The following is an 18257-nucleotide window of genomic DNA, read 5'->3' on the forward strand; positions in this document are numbered from 1 at the left end:
ACGAATATGAACAGCAACAATCAGGTCAAACAATTACGGCTACAGCGCGCCTGGTCCCAGGAGCAGCTGGCCGAAATGGCGGGTCTCAGCGTCCGCACGATCCAGCGCATTGAGAATGGCGAACGCCCGGGGCTGGAGACCCTCAGCGCCCTCGCCGCGGTCTTTGAGGTCACGGTGGCCGAGATCGGCGGCGAAGCCTCGCGGGAGGGTGCGCCGGGCCCGGAAGCCTCGCTGGATCTGCGCATAGAGGAAGCCAAAGCGCGGGTGCATCAGGAGAGCCGCTTTTTCCGTTCACTGTCGGTGGCGCTGGTGGTTTGCGTGCTGCTGGCGGTGCTTAACCGCTTCACTAATCCACAGTACTACTGGTCCGGCTGGGTCGCCCTGATCTGGGGCGCCCTGCTGGTGGTGAGAGGATTACGCCTGTTCGTGTTCGGCGAATGGATCAAAAACTGGCGCCAGGCGCGCCTGCAGCGGCTGTTGCGCAAATAGCCCGCAAACCGGCGGCGCGCACGCCGCCGGCCTGGTCAGATGGTCACCATGGCGCGCACGCCGTCGCTCTCCATATCACTGCCCTTGCCCTGCTGGACGATGGCGCCGCGCGACATCACCAGGTAGTGGTCCGCCAGCCCGGCGGCAAAGTCATAGAACTGCTCCACCAGCAGGATCGCCATATCCCCGCGGCTCGCCAGCTGGCGGATCACCTCGCCAATCTCTTTGATAACCGAAGGCTGGATCCCCTCGGTGGGTTCATCGAGGATCAGCAGCTGCGGACGGCTGGCCAGCGCGCGGCCAATCGCCAGCTGTTGCTGTTGACCGCCGGATAAGTCACCGCCCCGCCGCTGCTTCATGGTCTTGAGCACCGGGAAAAGCTGGTAGATCTCCTCCGGCACCTGCTGCGCTTCGCGGGCGGGAAAGCGCGACAGCCCCATCAGCAGGTTTTCTTCCACCGTCAGGCGCGGAAATATCTCGCGCCCCTGGGGGACGTAGGCGACCCCGGCCTGCACCCGCTGGTGCGGTTTGCGATGGGTGATGTTCTGATCCTGCCAGCGTACCTCACCGCTGCGCGCCGGGATCAGCCCCATCAGGCATTTCAGCAGGGTGGTCTTACCGACGCCATTGCGCCCCAGCAGGCAGGTGACTTCGCCCTGGCGGGCGGAAAACTCCACCCCACGCAAAATATGGCTGCCGCCGTAGTATTGATGTAGCTGACTCACCTGTAACATTGGCGCTCCTTAACGTCCCAGATAAACTTCAATGACCTGCTCATTGGCCTGCACCTCCCGCAGCGATCCCTCCGCCAGCACCTGGCCCTGATGCAGGACCGTCACCCGGTCGGCGATGGTCTCGACAAATCCCATGTCGTGCTCCACCACCATCAGGGAGTGCTGTCCAGCCAGGGTACGAAACAGCTCCGCCGTATACTCCGTTTCCGCATCGGTCATGCCGGCCGCCGGCTCATCAAGCAGCAGCAGATGCGGCTCCTGCACCAGCAGCATGCCGATCTCAAGGAACTGTTTCTGGCCATGGGACAGCAGACCGGCCTGGCGGTAGCGCTCGCCGTCGAGACGCAGCAGGCGCAGTACCTCATTCAGCCGATCGTCCTGTTCGCTGCTCAGCCGGGCGCGCAGGCTGGCCCACACCGATTTATCTCCCTTCATCGCCAGGGCGAGATTTTCCGCCACCGTCAGCGCTTCGAAGACCGTCGGCTTCTGAAACTTGCGCCCGATGCCCTGGCGGGCGATGGCCACCGGGTCAAGAGTGGTCAGATCCACCGACTGGTCATAGAGCGCTTTGCCGCTTTGCGGCCGGGTCTTGCCGGTGATCACGTCCATCAGGGTAGTCTTGCCCGCCCCGTTGGGGCCGATCACGCAGCGCAGTTCGCCGACGCCTATCGCCAGCGACAGATCCGTCAGCGCCCGGAAACCGTCAAAGCTGACGTTGATATTCTCCAGCTGCAGCACCGGATCGGTTTGTTCGCGAAAGCGATCGCCGGGCAGCTGACGGGTAAACAGTCCTTCATCCGGTTGCATTAGCGGTCTCCTCGACGCAGCAGGCCCATCACTCCGCGGGGTAAAAACAGGGTCACGATGATGAAGATGAGGCCCAGAAACAGCTGCCAGTACTCTGGCATCGCCACGGTGAAAATGCTTTTCGCGCCGTTGACCAGCCCGGCGCCAAGCACCGGGCCGATCAGGGTGCCGCGCCCGCCGAGCGCGACCCAGATGGCGGCCTCGATGGAGTTGGTCGGCGACATTTCGCTGGGGTTGATGATCCCGACCTGCGGGACATATAACGCCCCCGCCAGACCGCAGAGCACCGCCGACAGCGTCCATACCAGCAGCTTGAAGCCGCGCGGGTCGTACCCGCAGAACATCAGCCGGTTTTCGGCGTCACGCACCGCGGTGAGGATCCGGCCAAACTTACTCTGCGCCAGCGCCGAGCCCAGCCACAGGGTCAGCAACAGCAGCAAAACCGTGGCCATAAACAGGGTGGCGCGGGTGCCGGTGGCGGTGACCGGAAAACCCAGCAGCGTGGTAAAACCGGTGAAGCCGTTGTTGCCGCCAAACCCGGTCTCGTTGCGAAAGAACAGCAGCATACCGGCATAGGTCAGGGCCTGGGTCATGATCGAGAAATAGACCCCTTTGATCTTCGAGCGAAAGGCAAACCAGCCGAAAACCAGGGCCAGCAGACCGGGAACCAGCACCACCAGCGCCATCGCCCAGGCGAAATGCTGCGTGCCCCACCAGAACCAGGGCAGCTCGCTCCAGGAGAGAAAAGACATAAACGCCGGCAGACCGTCGCCCGCCGCCTGGCGCATCAGGTACATCCCCATGGCGTACCCGCCGAGGGCAAAGAAAATCCCGTGCCCCAGCGACAGCATGCCCGCATAGCCCCAGACCAGATCCAGCGCCACCGCCACAATGGCGTAGCAGAGGATTTTGCCGCTCAGCGTCAGCAGCCAGCTCGGCACCGCCAGCGGATGCGATGCCGGCAGCAGCGCCAGGAATGGCATACTCAGCAGCCCCAGCACCAGCAGGATCCCCAGCCAGCGCAGAGGCCGCGGCGCGCGCTGCGCCAGCGTTAAGGTGATTGGTTGGCTCATCAGTCAATAACCCTCCCTTTCAGCGCGAACAGACCCTGCGGGCGTTTCTGAATAAACAGAATAATCATCACCAGGATCAGGATCTTGCCCAGCACCGCGCCCATCTGGGGTTCGAGAATTTTGTTGAAAATGCCCAGCCCAAAGGCCGCCGCCACGCTGCCGGCCAGCTGGCCGACGCCGCCCAGCACCACCACCAGAAACGAGTCGATGATGTATCCCTGACCCAGTTCAGGCCCGACGTTGCCAAGCTGCGACAGCGCCACGCCGCCCAGTCCGGCAATACCGGAGCCGAGGCCAAAAGCCAGCATATCCACCCGCCCGGTAGGCACGCCGCAGCAGGCGGCCATCGCCCGGTTCTGCGTCACGGCGCGGACGTTCATCCCCAGACGGGTACGATTCAGGATGAGCCAGGTAAAACACAGCACCAGCAGGACGAACGCCAGCACCGCCAGCCGGTTCCACGGCAGGATCAGGTTCGGCAGGACCTGCACGCCGCCGGAGAGCCAGGCCGGGTTTGCCACCTCCACGTTCTGCGCGCCAAACAGCATCCTCACCAGCTGGATAAGCATCAGGCTGATCCCCCAGGTGGCGAGCAGCGTTTCCAGCGGCCGACCATACAGATGACGAATAATGGTGCGCTCCAGCGCCATGCCGATCCCGGCGGTCACCAGAAACGCCACCGGCAGCGCGACCAGCGGATAAAAGGCCAGCCATTGCGGCGCGAGCTGCGCCAGCGCCTGCTGTACCAGCCAGCAGCTGTAGGCGCCGATCATTAACATCTCACCGTGGGCCATGTTAATCACCCCCAGCAGGCCATAGGTGATCGCCAGCCCCAGCGCGGCCAGCAACAGCACCGATCCCAGCGACAGCCCCATAAAGGCCTGGCCCAGCAGATCGCCGAGCAGCAGACGATGTTTGATCTTTTGCAGGCTGTCGCTGGCCGCCTCGCGCACCGCCGCATCCGGCTCATGCTGGGCATCGGTAAAGGGGATCAGCAGCGCCTGGGTTTCCGGGTCCGCGGAATGGCCGAGCAGCGTCACGGCGGCCAGCCGCGCGCTGGCCTCAGGCTGAGTCAACTGCAGGCGCGCCAGCGCCACCTCCAGCAGACCCCGCACATTATCATCGGTTTCCGCCTGCAGCCGCTGTTGCAGCAGCGCGGCCATGGCCGGGGTCGCTTCCCGCTGTAGCGTTCGTGCGGCGGAAGCTCTCTCCGTGACGTTGTCACTTAAAATAAGGTGGCTGGCCAGCGCGCCGGCAGCCAGATTGCGCAGCCTGTTGGTCAGACGGACCGGTCGGGTTTCGCCCTGCGGCGCGGCGACAGCGCCCAATGGCTGTAATCCGCCCTGTCGGGTGCGGAAAGCATGTTTTCCGTCGTCCATCACCAGGCTCTCGGTGGTCAACGCCCGCAGCAGCGGCAGACGATCCGCCTGCGGCGCTGCCGCCCACTGGGTCAACAGCTGCGCCTGCTGGCTGCGACTGGCGGCAACGAAGTCGTCCGCCTCCGCGGCCTGCGCCCGCCATGGCAGCAGGATCAGCAGTAGCGCCAACACACTCATGAGACGCAATGCGTTCATGTCGTTCTCCTCTGGTCAGCGGCCGACGGGCGCTATGCTCCAGCCCCGTCGGCCCTGGCGCTTACTGGCTGACGGTTTTCACCGGATGGTCAGGTTTCTTATCGTTACCGGGGATCCACGGACTCCACGGCTGCGCGCGAACGGGTTTATCGGTCTGCCAGACCACGTTGAACTGACCGTTGCCTTCAATTTCACCAATCATCACCGGCTTATGCAGATGATGGTTGGTGGCATCCATGGTCAGGGTAAAACCGGACGGCGCGTTGAAGGTCTGCCCGGCCATCGCCTCGCGCACTTTATCGACATCGGTGGTGCCCGCTTTGGTCACCGCCTGCGCCCACATATGCAGACCCACCCAGGTCGCTTCCATCGGATCGTTGGTCACCACCGTATCGGCATTCGGCAGCTTGTGCGCTTTGGCGTACGCGCGATAGTCGGCGACGAAGGCTTTGTTGGTCGGATTATCGACGGACTCAAAGTAGTTCCATGCCGCGAGGTTGCCGACCAGCGGTTTGGTATCGATGCCGCGCAGCTCCTCTTCCCCCACCGAGAAGGCCACCACCGGCACATCGGTCGCTTTCAGACCCTGGTTAGCCAGCTCTTTGTAGAACGGCACGTTGGAATCGCCATTGATGGTGGAGACCACTGCCGTTTTGCCACCGGCGGAGAATTTTTTGATATTGGCGACGATGGTCTGGTAATCGCTGTAGCCGAACGGGGTGTAGACCTCCTCGATATCTTTGTCCTGGATCCCTTTGGCATGCAGGAAGGCGCGGAGGATCTTGTTGGTGGTGCGCGGATAGACGTAGTCCGTCCCCAGCAGGAAGAAACGTTTGGCGCCGCCGCCATCCTCACTTAGCAGGTATTCCACCGCCGGGATAGCCTGCTGGTTAGGCGCCGCGCCGGTATAGAAGACGTTGGGGGACATCTCTTCCCCTTCATACTGCACCGGGTAGAACAGCAGGCCGTTCAGCTCCTCAAACACCGGCAGCACCGATTTACGTGAGACCGATGTCCAGCAGCCAAACACCACCGCCACTTTATCCTGGGCCAGCAGCTGGCGTGCCTTCTCGGCAAACAGCGGCCAGTTGGAGGCCGGGTCGACCACCACCGGCTCCAGCTTCTTGCCCAGTACCCCGCCTTTGGCGTTGATGTCGTCGATGGCCATCAGCGCGACGTCCTTCAGCGGCGTTTCGGAAATCGCCATCGTTCCCGAGAGCGAATGCATGATCCCGACTTTGATGGTGTCGGCGGCATAGGCCTGGAATGAAAGACCCATAGCCATTACAGAGGCGGAGAGTGCAAAAGCTTTTAATAACGTTCTACGTTGCATGATTCACTCCTGAGTAGCGCAAAAATAAAGAATTAACAGCTAACCAGAGGTGATAAGGCAAAAACGGTGCCAGGTTGTGAAAACAGCAGGATGCGGGACAGGTGGGCGGCGGAGACGGTGGGGACGGCAGCGTTGCCTCATCACGGTGCAACGCTGCGCTAAGAAAGTTATTACCAGACGTCGGCGGCGATCGACGTCACCAGTCGGACTTTTTGCCACTGCTGGTCTTCGCTGAGGGCATTGCCCTCTTCCGTAGAGGCGAAACCGCACTGCGGACTCAGGCAAATCTGCTCGAGCGGCACATACTGCGCGGCCTCAGCGAGACGCGCTTTCACCCCCTGCGGATTCTCCAGCTCGCCATTTTTGGTGGTGATCAGTCCGAGAACCACCTGCTGATGGCCAGGACGAATAAAGCGCAGCGGCGCGAAATCCCCGGAGCGGTCGTTGTCGTACTCAAGGAAGAAGGCATCGACATTGACGCCGCCAAACAGCACCTCGGCCACCGGCTCGTAACCGCCTTCCGAGATCCAGGTTGAACGGAAGTTACCCCGACAGACGTGCAGGCCCACCGTCAGATCGGCCGGCTTACCTTCCAGCGCCTGGTTCAGCACCCGGGCATAAATGCGCGCCAGCGCATCCGGATCGTCGCCGCGCTCGCGTACCTGCTGACGCTGGGCATCGGAGCACAGGTAGGCCCACACGGTATCGTCCAGCTGCAGATAGCGGCAGCCGGCGTCATAAAACGCGCGGATCGCGTCGCGCCAGGTGGTGGCCAGATCGTCAAAGTAGTCGCTAAGATCCGGGTAGACCGTGGCATCAATATCTTTCCGCCCGCCGCGGAAGTGCAGCACGCTCGGGCTGGGAATGGTCATCTTCGGCTGCGCGTCGCCGCTGATGCTTTTCAGATAGCGGAAGTCCTCCAGCATCGGGTGGTCGCCAAACGCCAGCTTGCCGGTGACGCGAACGCCGTGCGCTTTGGTCTGCACGCCGTTAAACTGGATCCCCTGCTCGGCATCGTAACGTTCAACGCCCTGCAGGCCATCGAAGAAATCGAAATGCCACCATGCGCGCCGAAACTCACCGTCGGTGACCACATGCAGGCCGCAGTCGCATTGCTGCTGAACCAGATGACGGATCGCGTTATTCTCAATTTCGCGTAGCTGACCGGCGTCGATAATCCCCTCAGCCAGCTGCTGACGCGCCTGTTTAATGCTGTCCGGGCGCAAAAAACTGCCGACGATGTCTGCGCGGAACGGGGCCTGTTGACGTTGCATGCTGTCTCCTTAGCGGCGGGCGCGTTAGTTGCCCACCGTGATAGTTCATTATTTGAATCTTTAGACTTCTGGATGGCTATATGTCCAGATACTGGCATGCAGAGTGGTGGGTCGCAAACGAGAATATTTCATGGTGCATGAAAAATTTTCATTTACCGGAAACAAACGCATAGCCCTCATCTTCCCAGCCGGTGAGTCCGCCGAGCATCATTTTCACCGGCCGCCCCAGCTCAGCCAGCTTCAGCGCGGCAACGTCAGCACCGTTGCAGTGCGGCCCGGCGCAGTAGACCACAAAGAGGGTCTCCGCCGGCCAGGCGGCCATTCGCTCGGCGGTGATCTGGCTGTGCGGGAGATGCTCCGCGCCTGGCAAGTGACGTCTGGCGAAGGCTTCCTCGCTGCCGACCACGTGCAGCAGGACAAAGTCGACCTCGCCGGCACGCTGGGCGCTGTGCACATCGGCGCAGTCGGTCTCAAGATGCAGCTTATGGCGGAACCAGCGGATAGCCTCAGCGGAAGCGGCAGGGGGAAATTGGGTTACTACACTCATGGCGTCTTCTCCTTGTCTGTGATAACACTACTTTACTGACGCCCATCACCCTGATCTGCCGACAACCATGACAGAAAACGCTAACATCCTGACAACCCCTTCTGTGACACCGTCACGTCATCAGGTGGTCGCCCTCGCCTACGATGGCCTGTGCACCTTTGAGTTTGGCGTAGCCGTGGAGATCTTCGGCCTGCCGCGCCCGGAAATGGGCGACAACTGGTACCAGTTCGCCGTCGCCGCCGTCGATGAAGGGCCGCTGTGCGCTACCGGCGGCATCCGCCTGATGACTGACGGCGGCCCTGAACTTCTCGCCCAGGCGGATACGATTGTGGTCCCCGGCTGGCGCGGTGTCGACGCCCCGGTCCCCGAGGCGCTGTGCGCCGCCCTCGTTGCCGCCCACGCCCGCGGATGCCGGATTATTTCCATCTGTTCCGGGGTGTTCGTTCTCGCCGCCGCCGGGCTGCTCAATGGCCGCCAGGCAACGACCCACTGGCGCTACACCGCGGCGCTGCAGTCGCGTTTCCCGCAGATCCAGGTGGTGGAAGATGTGCTCTACGTGGGCGATGCTTTGCTGATGACTTCCGCCGGCAGCGCGGCGGGGATCGACCTTTGTCTGCATCTGGTGCGCGAGGATTTCGGCAGCGAAGCCGCCAACGTCGTCGCCCGCCGCCTGGTGGTCTCTCCCCATCGCGACGGCGGTCAGACGCAGCAGGTCCTGCGCCCGGTAGCCCGCAGCCGGGAGAGCCAGCGCCTTGGGCAGCTGTTTGACTATCTGCACCAGCATCTTGCCGCCAGCCATACCGTCGCTTCCCTCGCCCAGCGCGCCGGCATGGGGACGCGCACCTTTTTGCGCCGCTTTGAGGAGGCCACCGGTAAAACACCCGCCCGCTGGCTGCTGGACGAGCGGCTGCTGCGCGCCCGCCAGCACCTGACGGAGAGCACGATGTCCATCGATCAGATCGCTGAGCGCTGCGGGTTTGCCAGCGCCGGCACCCTGCGTCACCATTTTCGCCAGCACTTCGCGCTCAGTCCGCTGCAGTACCGGAAACAGTTTGCTACTTCTCCGATTGCAAAATCGTCGCGGCAACGGACAATAGACGGCCACAGTAAACGGGTCGCCAGGAGGGTCGATGATGAAGAAAGAGTGTCGGGTAGTGATCTATAAAGAGGGGCTGCTGGGCAGCCTGTTTTTTGGCGAAGCCAAGGCTGACCCTGACAAAATGAGCCAGTTTCTCAGCAGCTATACCCGTGAGGGATGGGAAGTGAAAACCATGTCGGTGGAGCGCCGCCGCACCGCCCTGTTCTGGTCGCGGGAAGCGTATCTTTTCGTGCTCGAACGCCCCCTCTGACAGCCTGCGCCTGGTTTACACGTTTAAGCCAGGCGTTCCTGAGCGCCTGCTTTCAGGGCCGACGGATATAGCCCTGCTCCTGCATGTTGTGCATGCCCTCCTCGCTGGCGCAGACCATGCCAGTGGTCAGCATGGCAAAACCAAAGCGCTGATAAAACGTAATTTTATCGGCGACCGCATAGATAAAAATTTTGCCAAAGGGAAGCAACTGCTCCCGGATGGCCAGCATCAGCTGTTGCCCGTAACCCTGCCCCTGACGTTCGGGGACGATCGCCACATCCGCCAGATAGCTGCTCCAGGTGCAATCGCTGATGGCTCGCGCCACGGCAATCAACTGGCCGTTCTCATAGCCAAACCAGCAGAAGGTGCTCTGGCGGAACGCCTGCTCCAGTTGCTGAACATCGCGCTCATTCAATCCGGCCTCGGCGATAATGGTTCGCACCCGCTGCCAGTCCACCCGCGCGATCGCCTCTTTACCCTCTATCACCATCATACCCTTGCCTCCCGTCGTCTCCCGGATGGAGCCCCGGAAGCAAGATCTAGCATGCCGCGGCAGGATATGCCAGGCGGAAAGGCGAACGGAAGAAAACGGTAGAGGCGGGCGACGGCAAAAAAAAACCGCCATATGACTGGCGGTAAATCAATGCTTGCATGGATAGATTGTGTTTTGCATTTTTCGCAGACAGATAATCCTGACCTCTCTACGTTTGATGACGAGGTTAACAGAGTCAACCTCAATAAAGCCTCAACGGCCTGCGCTAAAGTTTTTCCACCAGCGCTTTCAGTTGCGCGAGGGTCTGCTGCTGATCCTCCGCAACGGCGGCGGGCCAGGCCGACTGGCGCACAATAAGCCGGGTCGGCAGCAGTTCGCGGATCCGCAGCTGCGGGGCCGCCATCAGGGCGATCAGCCGTTCCACCGCCCGCTTGCCCAGCAGATCGAAGTCCTGCGCCACCGTGGTGAGCGGCGGCTGGAAGTAGAGACTGTCGGCGGTGTCGTCATAGCCGGTCACCGATACCGCCCGGCTACCGCTGCGATTAAGCTGGGCGAGCGCGCTGAGCACGCCGAGCGCCATTTGATCGTTCGCCACCACAATCGCGCTGATCCGCGGCTGCAGATGCAGCAGCTCAAACGTTTTTTGCCAGCCGCTGGCGGCGCTCCAGTCGCCGAACACCGTTGTTGAGCGAGCGATATTCAGACTGTGCAGCGCCTCGCGCCAGCTGGCGAGGCGCAGACGGGCGGAAACCGAACTTTCCGGCCCCGCCAGCAGGCCGAATTCGCGATGCCCCAGCTCCCACAGGTGGCGTACGCAGGCTCCGCAGCCGTCGCGGTGGTCGAAGCGCACGCAGCAGACATCGGCCTCCGGAGAGACATCAAGAAACAGGCAGGCCATATCCGGGTTCTCTTGCACCAGCCGCTCGGCGGTGGCGCTCTCCAGGGGCAGACTGACGATCACCCCGCGAATATGCTGGGCGCGCAGCTCATCCAGCCGCGCCTGCAGCGCGACAAAATCGGCCTGCGCCGGCATCGCTATCGCCACTTCCAGCTGATGCAGGCTGGCATGGCTTTTTATCGCGGCGGCGATCTGCGAGGGGGCATGCAGCGTCAGCGAGGCGGTAATTAACCCGATGGAGGGCGCCGCCTTGCCGGCAAGCAGTTGCGCCGAGCGGTTAGGCACGTAGTGCAGCGTCTGCATCGCGCGGATCACCTGCTCCCGGGTGCGGGCTGACACCACCTCAGGACGGTTCAGCACCCGGGAGACCGTCTGTTGGGAGACCCCCGCCGCGCGGGCGACATCCTCAAGGGTTGCGGTACGACGCGGCATCTTTTCTCCTCAGCGATAACAATGTCGTGCGCTAACATTTTATGTTTAACGCGCGACAAAAAACAGCGTTTTGCCCCCGCTTTCGTGATCGTCTGTTCATTTCATTTTCAGCGTGATTGCTGGAAAAAACAAATTACCCGATAACGTTAATCATCCTGTTTAGCGAACGACATTTTCTGACTTACCGGGGATTAAAATGCAAATTAGCGATACCGGCCACAGCCATATGCCCGACTTTCACGCCGTCCTCGCCCGTGAAGACTGGCAGAACCAGACCATTACCCACCTTAACCGCCTGCCGGCGCATCCCGCTTTCGCCAGCTGGCGCGATGAGCTTGCCGCCCGGGATAACCATCCCTCCACACGCCGCCGTCAGCTGGACGGCGAGTGGCAGTTCGCTTACGCCCGCAGCCCGTTCGCCGTCGATGCGCAGTGGCTGACGCAGGATCTGCCGGACAGCCGCGGCACGCCAGTGCCTTCCAACTGGCAGATGGAGGGCTATGACGCGCCGATCTACACCAACGTCCGCTATCCCATCGATACCACGCCACCGCGGGTGCCGGAGGATAACCCGACCGGCTGTTATTCCCTGCACTTTACGGTTGAGGACACATGGCGCGAGAACGGGCAAACGCAGATTATTTTCGATGGCGTCAACTCGGCGTTTCATCTGTGGTGCAATGGCGTCTGGGTCGGCTATTCGCAGGACAGTCGCCTGCCGGCAGCGTTCGATCTCAGCCCCTTCCTGCGCCCGGGCGACAACCGCCTGTGCGTGATGGTCATGCGCTGGAGCGCCGGCAGCTGGCTGGAAGACCAGGATATGTGGCGGATGAGCGGCATTTTCCGCTCGGTGTGGCTGCTGAATAAGCCGCAGCAACGGCTATGCGACGTGCAGTTGACGCCAGCCCTCGACGCCCTCTACCGCGATGGCACTCTGCAGGTCCAGGCGACCGTCGAAGCGACAGAGGCGGCCCTTGCCGGGCTCAGCGTCGGGGTTAGCCTGTGGCGTGGCGAGGGGCAGGTCGCCGCCGGGCGGCAGCCGTTAGGCACCCCGGCGGTGGATGAACGCGGCCACTACGCGGAACGGGTCGATTTTGCTCTGGCGGTGACGGCGCCGGCGCACTGGAGCGCGGAAACTCCAAACTGTTATCGCGCCGTGGTCACCCTGTGGCGCGGCGACGAACTACTGGAGGCCGAAGCATGGGACATCGGTTTTCGCCGCATCGAGATTGTCGATGGCCTGCTGCGTCTCAACGGCAAACCGCTGCTGATCCGCGGCGTTAACCGCCATGAGCATCATCATTTGCGCGGTCAGGTGGTCACCGAGGCGGATATGGTGCAGGACATTCTGTTGATGAAGCAGAACAACTTTAACGCCGTGCGCTGCTCGCACTACCCCAACGCGCCGCGCTGGTATGAACTCTGCAACCGCTACGGTCTGTACGTGGTCGATGAAGCTAATATTGAAACCCACGGGATGGTGCCGATGAATCGGCTGTCCGACGATCCGGCGTGGCTGCCAGCCTTCAGCGCCCGCGTCACCCGGATGGTACAGAGCAACCGCAACCATCCGTGCATTATCATCTGGTCGCTGGGCAACGAGTCCGGCGGCGGCGGCAACCACGAAGCGCTGTACCACTGGCTGAAACGCAACGACCCGAGCCGTCCGGTGCAGTACGAGGGCGGCGGCGCGGATACCACCGCCACCGATATTATCTGTCCGATGTACGCCCGCGTCGAACGCGACCAGCCGATCCCGGCGGTACCCAAATGGGGGATCAAAAAATGGATCAGCCTGCCCGGCGAGCAGCGGCCGCTGCTCCTTTGCGAATATGCCCACGCGATGGGCAACAGCCTCGGCAACTTCGCCGATTACTGGCAGGCCTTCCGCGAGTATCCGCGATTACAGGGCGGGTTTATCTGGGACTGGGCCGACCAGGCGATCCGCAAAATCTTTGACGACGGCAGCGTCGGCTGGGCCTATGGCGGCGACTTTGGCGATAAGCCTAACGATCGCCAGTTCTGTATGAACGGTCTGGTGTTTCCCGATCGCACGCCGCATCCGTCGCTGGTGGAGGCGAAGCACGCCCAGCAGTATTTTCAGTTCACGCTGCTGTCGACCGCGCCGCTGCGGGTGCGCATCACCAGCGAATACCTGTTCCGTCCAACCGATAACGAAGTGGTGCGCTGGCAGGTGCAGTCGGCCGGTGAAACCCTGTATCACGGCAACCTGACCCTGGCGCTGCCCCCTGAGGGCAGCGACGAGATAACGCTGCTTGACAGCCTGATCCTGCCTGAAGGCGCCCGCGCGGTGTGGCTGACGCTGGAGGTGACCCAGCCCCGGGCGACCGCCTGGTCAGAAGCGGAACACCGCGTCGCCTGGCAACAGTTTCCCCTGCCCGCCCCGCTGGCGCTGCCGGCGCCCACGGTGTCTGCCGGCGCTCCGGATCTTATCGTCAGCGACGAGGTCTGGCAGATCCGCGCCGGTTCGCAATGCTGGACCATCGATCGCCGGACGGGTCTGCTGAGCCGCTGGTCGGTTGGCGGTCAGGAGCAGCTGTTGACCCCCCTGCGTGACCAGTTTATTCGCGCGCCGCTCGACAACGACATCGGGGTCAGCGAAGTAGAGCGTATCGACCCCAACGCCTGGGTGGAGCGCTGGAAAAGCGCCGGCCTGTACGATCTTGAGGCGCACTGCGTCCAGTGCGACGCGCAGCGCCTGGCAAATGAAACCCTCGTCGACTGCCGCTGGCACTATCTGCGCGGCGAAGAGGTAGTGATTGTCAGCCACTGGCGCATGCACTTCACCGCGGACGGTACGCTGCGGCTGGCGGTGGACGGCGAACGGGCAGAAACCCTGCCGCCGCTGCCGCGGGTCGGGCTGCACTTCCAGGTGGCGGATCAGCAGGCGCCGGTGAGCTGGCTGGGGCTGGGGCCGCATGAGAACTACCCCGACCGGCGGAGCAGCGCCTGCTTCGCCCGCTGGGAGCAGCCGCTGGCGGCGATGACGACGCCCTACATCTTCCCGACGGAAAACGGCCTGCGCTGTGATACCCAGGCGCTGGACTGGGGACGCTGGCACGTCAGCGGTCATTTCCACTTCTCCGTTCAGCCGTGGAGTACCCGTCAGCTGATGGAGACCGACCACTGGCACAAGATGCAGGCCGAAGACGGCGTGTGGATCACCCTCGACGGCCTGCATATGGGGGTGGGCGGCGATGACTCCTGGACCCCCAGCGTGCTACCGCAGTGGCTCCTGAGTCAAACGCGCTGGCAGTACGAGGTCTTTTTGCGTTGCCTTTAATCCGTGGGGGCGACAGCCCCCACCCTACAAACAGAATAACAAGGGATCATGGTGATGAAATTCTCTGAACTGGCGCCACGAGAACGGCATAATTTTGTCTATTTCCTGCTGTTCTTTTTCTTTTACTATTTCATTATGTCGGCCTACTTTCCGTTTTTTCCGGTGTGGCTGGCGGACGTTAACCATTTAACCAAAACGGAAACCGGGATCGTTTTCTCGTCTATTTCGTTATTCGCCATTATTTTCCAGCCGGTGTTTGGCCTGATGTCGGATAAGCTCGGCCTGCGCAAACATCTGCTGTGGACTATTACGGTGCTGTTAATTCTGTTCGCACCGTTCTTTATTTTCGTTTTTTCACCGCTGCTGCAAATGAATATTATCGCCGGGGCGCTGGCGGGCGGGATCTATCTGGGGATTGTTTTCTCCAGCGGCTCCGGGGCGGTGGAAGCCTATATCGAACGCGTCAGCCGGGCCAACCGCTTTGAATATGGCAAAGTGCGGGTCGCAGGCTGCGTCGGCTGGGCGCTGTGCGCCTCGATAACCGGCGTGCTGTTCGGCATCGATCCCAACATCACCTTCTGGATCGCCTCCGGTTTTGCGCTGGTGCTCGGTCTGCTGCTCTGGTTGTCGCGACCGGAAAGCAGCAACAGCGCCGAGGTTATCGAAGCGCTGGGCGCCAATCGCCAGGCCTTTTCGCTGCGCACGGCGGCAGAGCTGCTGCGTATGCCGCGCTTCTGGGGCTTTATCGTCTATGTGATCGGCGTCGCCAGCGTCTATGACGTGTTTGACCAGCAGTTCGCCAACTTTTTCAAAAGCTTTTTCGCCAGCCCGCAGCGTGGTACCGAAGTGTTTGGCTTTGTTACCACCGGCGGCGAACTGCTCAACGCGCTAATTATGTTCTGCGCCCCGGCCATCGTTAACCGCATCGGCGCCAAAAACGCCCTGCTGACGGCGGGGATGATCATGTCGGTGCGTATTCTCGGGTCGTCTTTTGCCTCATCGGCGGTGGAGGTGGTGATCCTCAAGATGCTGCATATGTTTGAGATCCCCTTCCTGCTGGTCGGGACCTTTAAATATATCTCCTCCGCCTTTAACCCGCGGCTCTCGGCCACCCTGTTTCTGATCGGCTTTAACCTGTCGAAACAGCTTTCCGGGGTGGTGCTTTCCGCCTGGGTCGGCCGGATGTACGACACCGTCGGCTTCCATCAGGCTTATTTGATCCTCGGGTGTATCACCCTGAGCTTCACCCTGCTCTCGTTCTTTACCTTACGGGGAGGGAAAAATCTGCTGCCTGCAGCGGGGACGCAGACCCCCGCCTGACTCCGGCGCCCCCGTCAGGGACGACGGGATTCACTCGGCAATCCGCGTCTCCCCGCCGCGATTCTCCAGGGCATAGCGCTGACAAGGCGCCCCGGCGGCAATCAGCTCCGCCAGCTCTGCCGAGTGGCTGGTCAGCCAGATCTGGCTGTAGCGCGAGGCCTCGATAATCAGCCGGGCCAGCGCGGGCAACATGTCGCGATGCAGGCTGTTCTCCGGTTCATTGATCGCCAGAAAGGCCGGCGGGCGCGGGCTGAGCAGCGCAACGGCGAGGCACAAAAAGCGCAGCGTACCGTCAGACATCTCCGCCGCCAGCAGCGGGCGGCGGATCCCCTCGCGACGCATTTTCAGGGCGAAACGTGACTGCTCGTTTTCACAGTAAAACTGGCAGCCAGGAAAGGCGTCGGCGAGGATCTCGTGCAAAATCTCTTCCGCGCCGATCTCGACAATGGTCTGAAAGGCGGCCGCCAGATTATGGCCATCGCTGTCGAGCACTGGCGAACGGTACCCCACGGCCGGCTGACGCAGCGGCGAATGGCGGCCGATAGCGAATTCATGATAAAACCGCCAGCGGCGCAGGGTTTCCCGCACTCGCGACACCTCGGGAAAACGATGCGGTTCGCCGAGCTGACCGAACACCGACTCGTTTTCATAGATGCTCTCAGTGAACGTACTTTTCTCCCCCGTCACATCGACGAGAAACGCCGCCTGATTCTTACGCTGCAGTATGCGGGAGGAAGGCCGGCGGGAGTAGCCGGCCAGCCAGATATTCTCTTCTTTAACGATGGGATCGAGCATGAACTGCGTCGGATAGGGCAATTTTTCCGGGAAACCTATCTGCAGCTCATAATCGAAGCTGTCGGTCCGGCAGGCGATCTGCAGCCGCCGGGGATGACGATCAACGGGCGAACGCTCCCCGGACCACATCATATTCTCCAGACCGCCCTCTTCGCTGATAAACCCCGACAGCCTGCCGTCAGCGGCGGCGGTCAGCAGGTGGATGGCGTTATAAATATTGGATTTGCCGCAGCCGTTGGGGCCGAAGACAATGTTCAGCGGCCCGAGCTCCAGCGCGATATCCCTGACCGAGCGAAAGTTTTGAATACGGATGTACTGAATCATCATGGGTCCTGCCCTGGAAATAGAAGGCTGCCACAGTAGCATAGCGGCGCCAGGGTTACCTTCTCACGCCCTCATTCGGGCAGGGTTTAACAGAACATTTTTTTCATTCCACGGGTCAGGGCGACCCGCGTCAGCTTGTCGCTATCCTGATGGGCTTCACTGAAGACGCCAAAATAATAGCGTTCATCGTCAATGGTTTGACTGACAATACGATAGCTCAGCGGTTGCCCGGATGGGGCACCGTACTGAGCAGGCGTCACCGAGACCTCGGTCGCGTCATCGGCGACGCTGACCAACAGCCCGTCGGCCTTACCTCCCACCAGCATGACCTTAATTATCGGGTGCACCAGTTCCTCCCGGGATGGCGTATATCATTGGCGAACCGCGGAGTGCGGCGGGCATTGTCGTCAACAAACGGCGCCAGCCTGAGTGCGGCATTACGTACTTTCTTATAGTTCATCGCGGCCTTGAGTCAAAAAATAGCGTGCTGAGGCTGGGCTAAATATTGATTATTCGAAATAAAAGATGACAAATGATGAAGGAAAAAAGAGGAATTGTGAATCAGCAAAACGCCGGGTTATTCTTATTTGTCGCCCCTTTGCTCGCCCTTATCGGCCCTCACTCAAGGAAGTATTGCGGTTATGCGTTATGTTCGCCTGTGTGTTATCTCCCTGTTAGCCACCCTGCCACTGGCGGTAGACGCCGGTCCACAGCCGCTTGAGCAGATTAAACAAAGCGAAAGCCAGCTGTCGGGCCGCGTGGGGATGGTGGAAATGGATCTGGCCAGCGGCCGCACGCTGGCCGCCTGGCGCGCCGATGAACGCTTTCCCATGGTGAGCACCTTTAAAGTGCTGCTGTGCGGCGCGGTGCTGGCGCGGGTGGATGCAGGGGTCGAACAACTGGATCGGCGGATCCACTACCGCCAGCAGGATCTGGTGGACTACTCCCCGGTCAGCGAAAAACACCTTGTCGACGGGATGACGATCGGCGAACTCTGCGCCGCCGCCATCACCCTGAGCGATAACAGCGCTGGCAATCTGCTGCTGGCCACCGTCGGCGGCCCCGCGGGATTGACTGCCTTTCTGCGCCAGATCGGTGACAACGTCACCCGTCTTGACCGCTGGGAAACGGCACTGAATGAGGCGCTTCCCGGCGACGCGCGCGACACCACCACCCCGGCCAGCATGGCCGCCACGCTGCGCAAACTACTGACCGCGCAGCATCTGAGCGCCCGTTCGCAACAGCAACTCCTGCAGTGGATGGTGGACGATCGGGTTGCCGGCCCGCTGATCCGCGCCGTGCTGCCGCCGGGCTGGTTTATCGCCGACAAAACCGGGGCTGGCGAACGGGGTGCGCGCGGCATTGTCGCCCTGCTCGGCCCGGACGGCAAACCGGAGCGCATTGTGGTGATCTATCTGCGGGATACCCCGGCGAGTATGGCCGAGCGTAATCAACATATCGCCGGGATCGGCGCAGCGCTGATCGAGCACTGGCAACGCTAACCCGGCGGT

17 protein-coding genes and 1 pseudogene are annotated in these 18257 nt (G+C 61.7%); 7 read left to right on the forward strand and 11 right to left on the reverse strand.

The window, feature by feature from the left end; translation table 11 throughout:
- Window positions 1-6 precede the first annotated feature (6 nt).
- Window positions 7-489, forward strand: coding sequence for a helix-turn-helix domain-containing protein (locus tag AC3EMD_RS13515; protein WP_012541779.1), 483 nt, complete (start codon window positions 7-9; stop codon window positions 487-489).
- A 35-nt stretch (window positions 490-524) separates the two neighbouring features.
- On the opposite strand, the gene urtE is transcribed toward AC3EMD_RS13515, so the two are convergent.
- The 7 genes from urtE to AC3EMD_RS13550 all read right to left on the reverse strand — a co-directional run bounded on the left by urtE (window position 525) and on the right by AC3EMD_RS13550 (window position 7831).
- Window positions 525-1223 (reverse strand): urea ABC transporter ATP-binding subunit UrtE, encoded by a 699-nt coding sequence (gene urtE / locus AC3EMD_RS13520; protein WP_055323182.1) that lies wholly within the window; start codon window positions 1221-1223, stop codon window positions 525-527.
- A 9-nt stretch (window positions 1224-1232) separates the two neighbouring features.
- Window positions 1233-2030, reverse strand: coding sequence for an urea ABC transporter ATP-binding protein UrtD (urtD, locus tag AC3EMD_RS13525; RefSeq protein ID WP_002904321.1), 798 nt, complete (start codon window positions 2028-2030; stop codon window positions 1233-1235).
- On the reverse strand, window positions 2030-3103 hold the full coding sequence (gene urtC, locus AC3EMD_RS13530; RefSeq protein ID WP_008804969.1) for an urea ABC transporter permease subunit UrtC: 1074 nt from the start codon (window positions 3101-3103) through the stop codon (window positions 2030-2032). The genes urtD and urtC overlap by 1 nt, the downstream gene beginning before the upstream one ends.
- Window positions 3103-4677, reverse strand: a complete 1575-nt coding sequence (gene urtB, locus AC3EMD_RS13535) for an urea ABC transporter permease subunit UrtB (RefSeq protein ID WP_046881488.1) — start codon at window positions 4675-4677, stop codon at window positions 3103-3105. Before urtB ends, urtC begins: the two co-directional genes overlap by 1 nt.
- Window positions 4678-4738: 61 nt before the next feature.
- A complete protein-coding gene (gene urtA / locus AC3EMD_RS13540; RefSeq protein ID WP_012968272.1) occupies window positions 4739-6010 on the reverse strand; it encodes an urea ABC transporter substrate-binding protein in 1272 nt (423 codons plus the stop codon).
- A gap of 170 nt (window positions 6011-6180) precedes the next feature.
- Window positions 6181-7284: a cobalamin-independent methionine synthase II family protein gene (locus AC3EMD_RS13545; RefSeq protein ID WP_012541782.1), complete on the reverse strand. Its 1104-nt coding sequence runs from the start codon at window positions 7282-7284 to the stop codon at window positions 6181-6183.
- 148 nt (window positions 7285-7432) lie between these two features.
- Complete coding sequence (locus AC3EMD_RS13550) at window positions 7433-7831, reverse strand: rhodanese-like domain-containing protein (protein ID WP_008804973.1); 399 nt, start codon at window positions 7829-7831, stop codon at window positions 7433-7435.
- Between the two features lie 67 nt (window positions 7832-7898).
- Between AC3EMD_RS13550 and ftrA the strand changes: the two genes are divergently transcribed.
- Both ftrA and AC3EMD_RS13560 read left to right on the forward strand, forming a co-directional pair.
- Complete coding sequence (gene ftrA / locus AC3EMD_RS13555; protein WP_032740013.1) at window positions 7899-8996, forward strand: transcriptional regulator FtrA; 1098 nt, start codon at window positions 7899-7901, stop codon at window positions 8994-8996.
- Window positions 8965-9180: a DUF4177 domain-containing protein gene (locus AC3EMD_RS13560; RefSeq protein ID WP_004205985.1), complete on the forward strand. Its 216-nt coding sequence runs from the start codon at window positions 8965-8967 to the stop codon at window positions 9178-9180. Before ftrA ends, AC3EMD_RS13560 begins: the two co-directional genes overlap by 32 nt.
- 52 nt (window positions 9181-9232) lie before the next feature.
- Here AC3EMD_RS13560 and AC3EMD_RS13565 read toward each other — a convergent pair whose 3' ends face one another.
- Window positions 9233-9673, reverse strand: a complete 441-nt coding sequence (locus AC3EMD_RS13565) for a GNAT family N-acetyltransferase (protein ID WP_012968274.1) — start codon at window positions 9671-9673, stop codon at window positions 9233-9235.
- Between the two features lie 64 nt (window positions 9674-9737).
- Here AC3EMD_RS13565 and AC3EMD_RS13570 point away from each other — a divergent pair.
- Window positions 9738-9931: pseudogene (locus AC3EMD_RS13570) on the forward strand (hypothetical protein); the annotation flags it as partial.
- Window positions 9932-9938: 7 nt separating this feature from the next.
- Here AC3EMD_RS13570 and AC3EMD_RS13575 read toward each other — a convergent pair.
- Entirely contained in the window at window positions 9939-11003 is a 1065-nt protein-coding gene (locus AC3EMD_RS13575; protein WP_012541786.1) for a LacI family DNA-binding transcriptional regulator, read from the reverse strand.
- Between the two features lie 196 nt (window positions 11004-11199).
- Here AC3EMD_RS13575 and AC3EMD_RS13580 point away from each other — a divergent pair, with 196 nt between their 5' ends.
- Window positions 11200-14307, forward strand: coding sequence for a beta-galactosidase (locus AC3EMD_RS13580; RefSeq protein WP_302074171.1), 3108 nt, complete (start codon window positions 11200-11202; stop codon window positions 14305-14307).
- A 54-nt stretch (window positions 14308-14361) separates the two neighbouring features.
- The gene (locus tag AC3EMD_RS13585) at window positions 14362-15627 is read left to right on the forward strand and encodes an MFS transporter (RefSeq protein ID WP_008804978.1); all 1266 of its coding nucleotides are present in this window, start codon (window positions 14362-14364) and stop codon (window positions 15625-15627) included.
- A gap of 30 nt (window positions 15628-15657) precedes the next feature.
- Here the strand turns inward: AC3EMD_RS13585 and AC3EMD_RS13590 are convergent, their stop codons facing one another.
- Window positions 15658-16746: an AAA family ATPase gene (locus AC3EMD_RS13590; RefSeq protein ID WP_032730299.1), complete on the reverse strand. Its 1089-nt coding sequence runs from the start codon at window positions 16744-16746 to the stop codon at window positions 15658-15660.
- A gap of 86 nt (window positions 16747-16832) precedes the next feature.
- Window positions 16833-17093 (reverse strand): hypothetical protein, encoded by a 261-nt coding sequence (locus AC3EMD_RS13595; RefSeq protein WP_008804980.1) that lies wholly within the window; start codon window positions 17091-17093, stop codon window positions 16833-16835.
- Between the two features lie 294 nt (window positions 17094-17387).
- Between AC3EMD_RS13595 and AC3EMD_RS13600 the strand changes: the two genes are divergently transcribed.
- Entirely contained in the window at window positions 17388-18248 is an 861-nt protein-coding gene (locus AC3EMD_RS13600) for a class A beta-lactamase LEN-2 (RefSeq protein WP_023340103.1), read from the forward strand.
- Window positions 18249-18257 lie beyond the last annotated feature (9 nt).

The sequence above is a fragment of the Klebsiella sp. PK18 genome, from assembly GCF_057784655.1.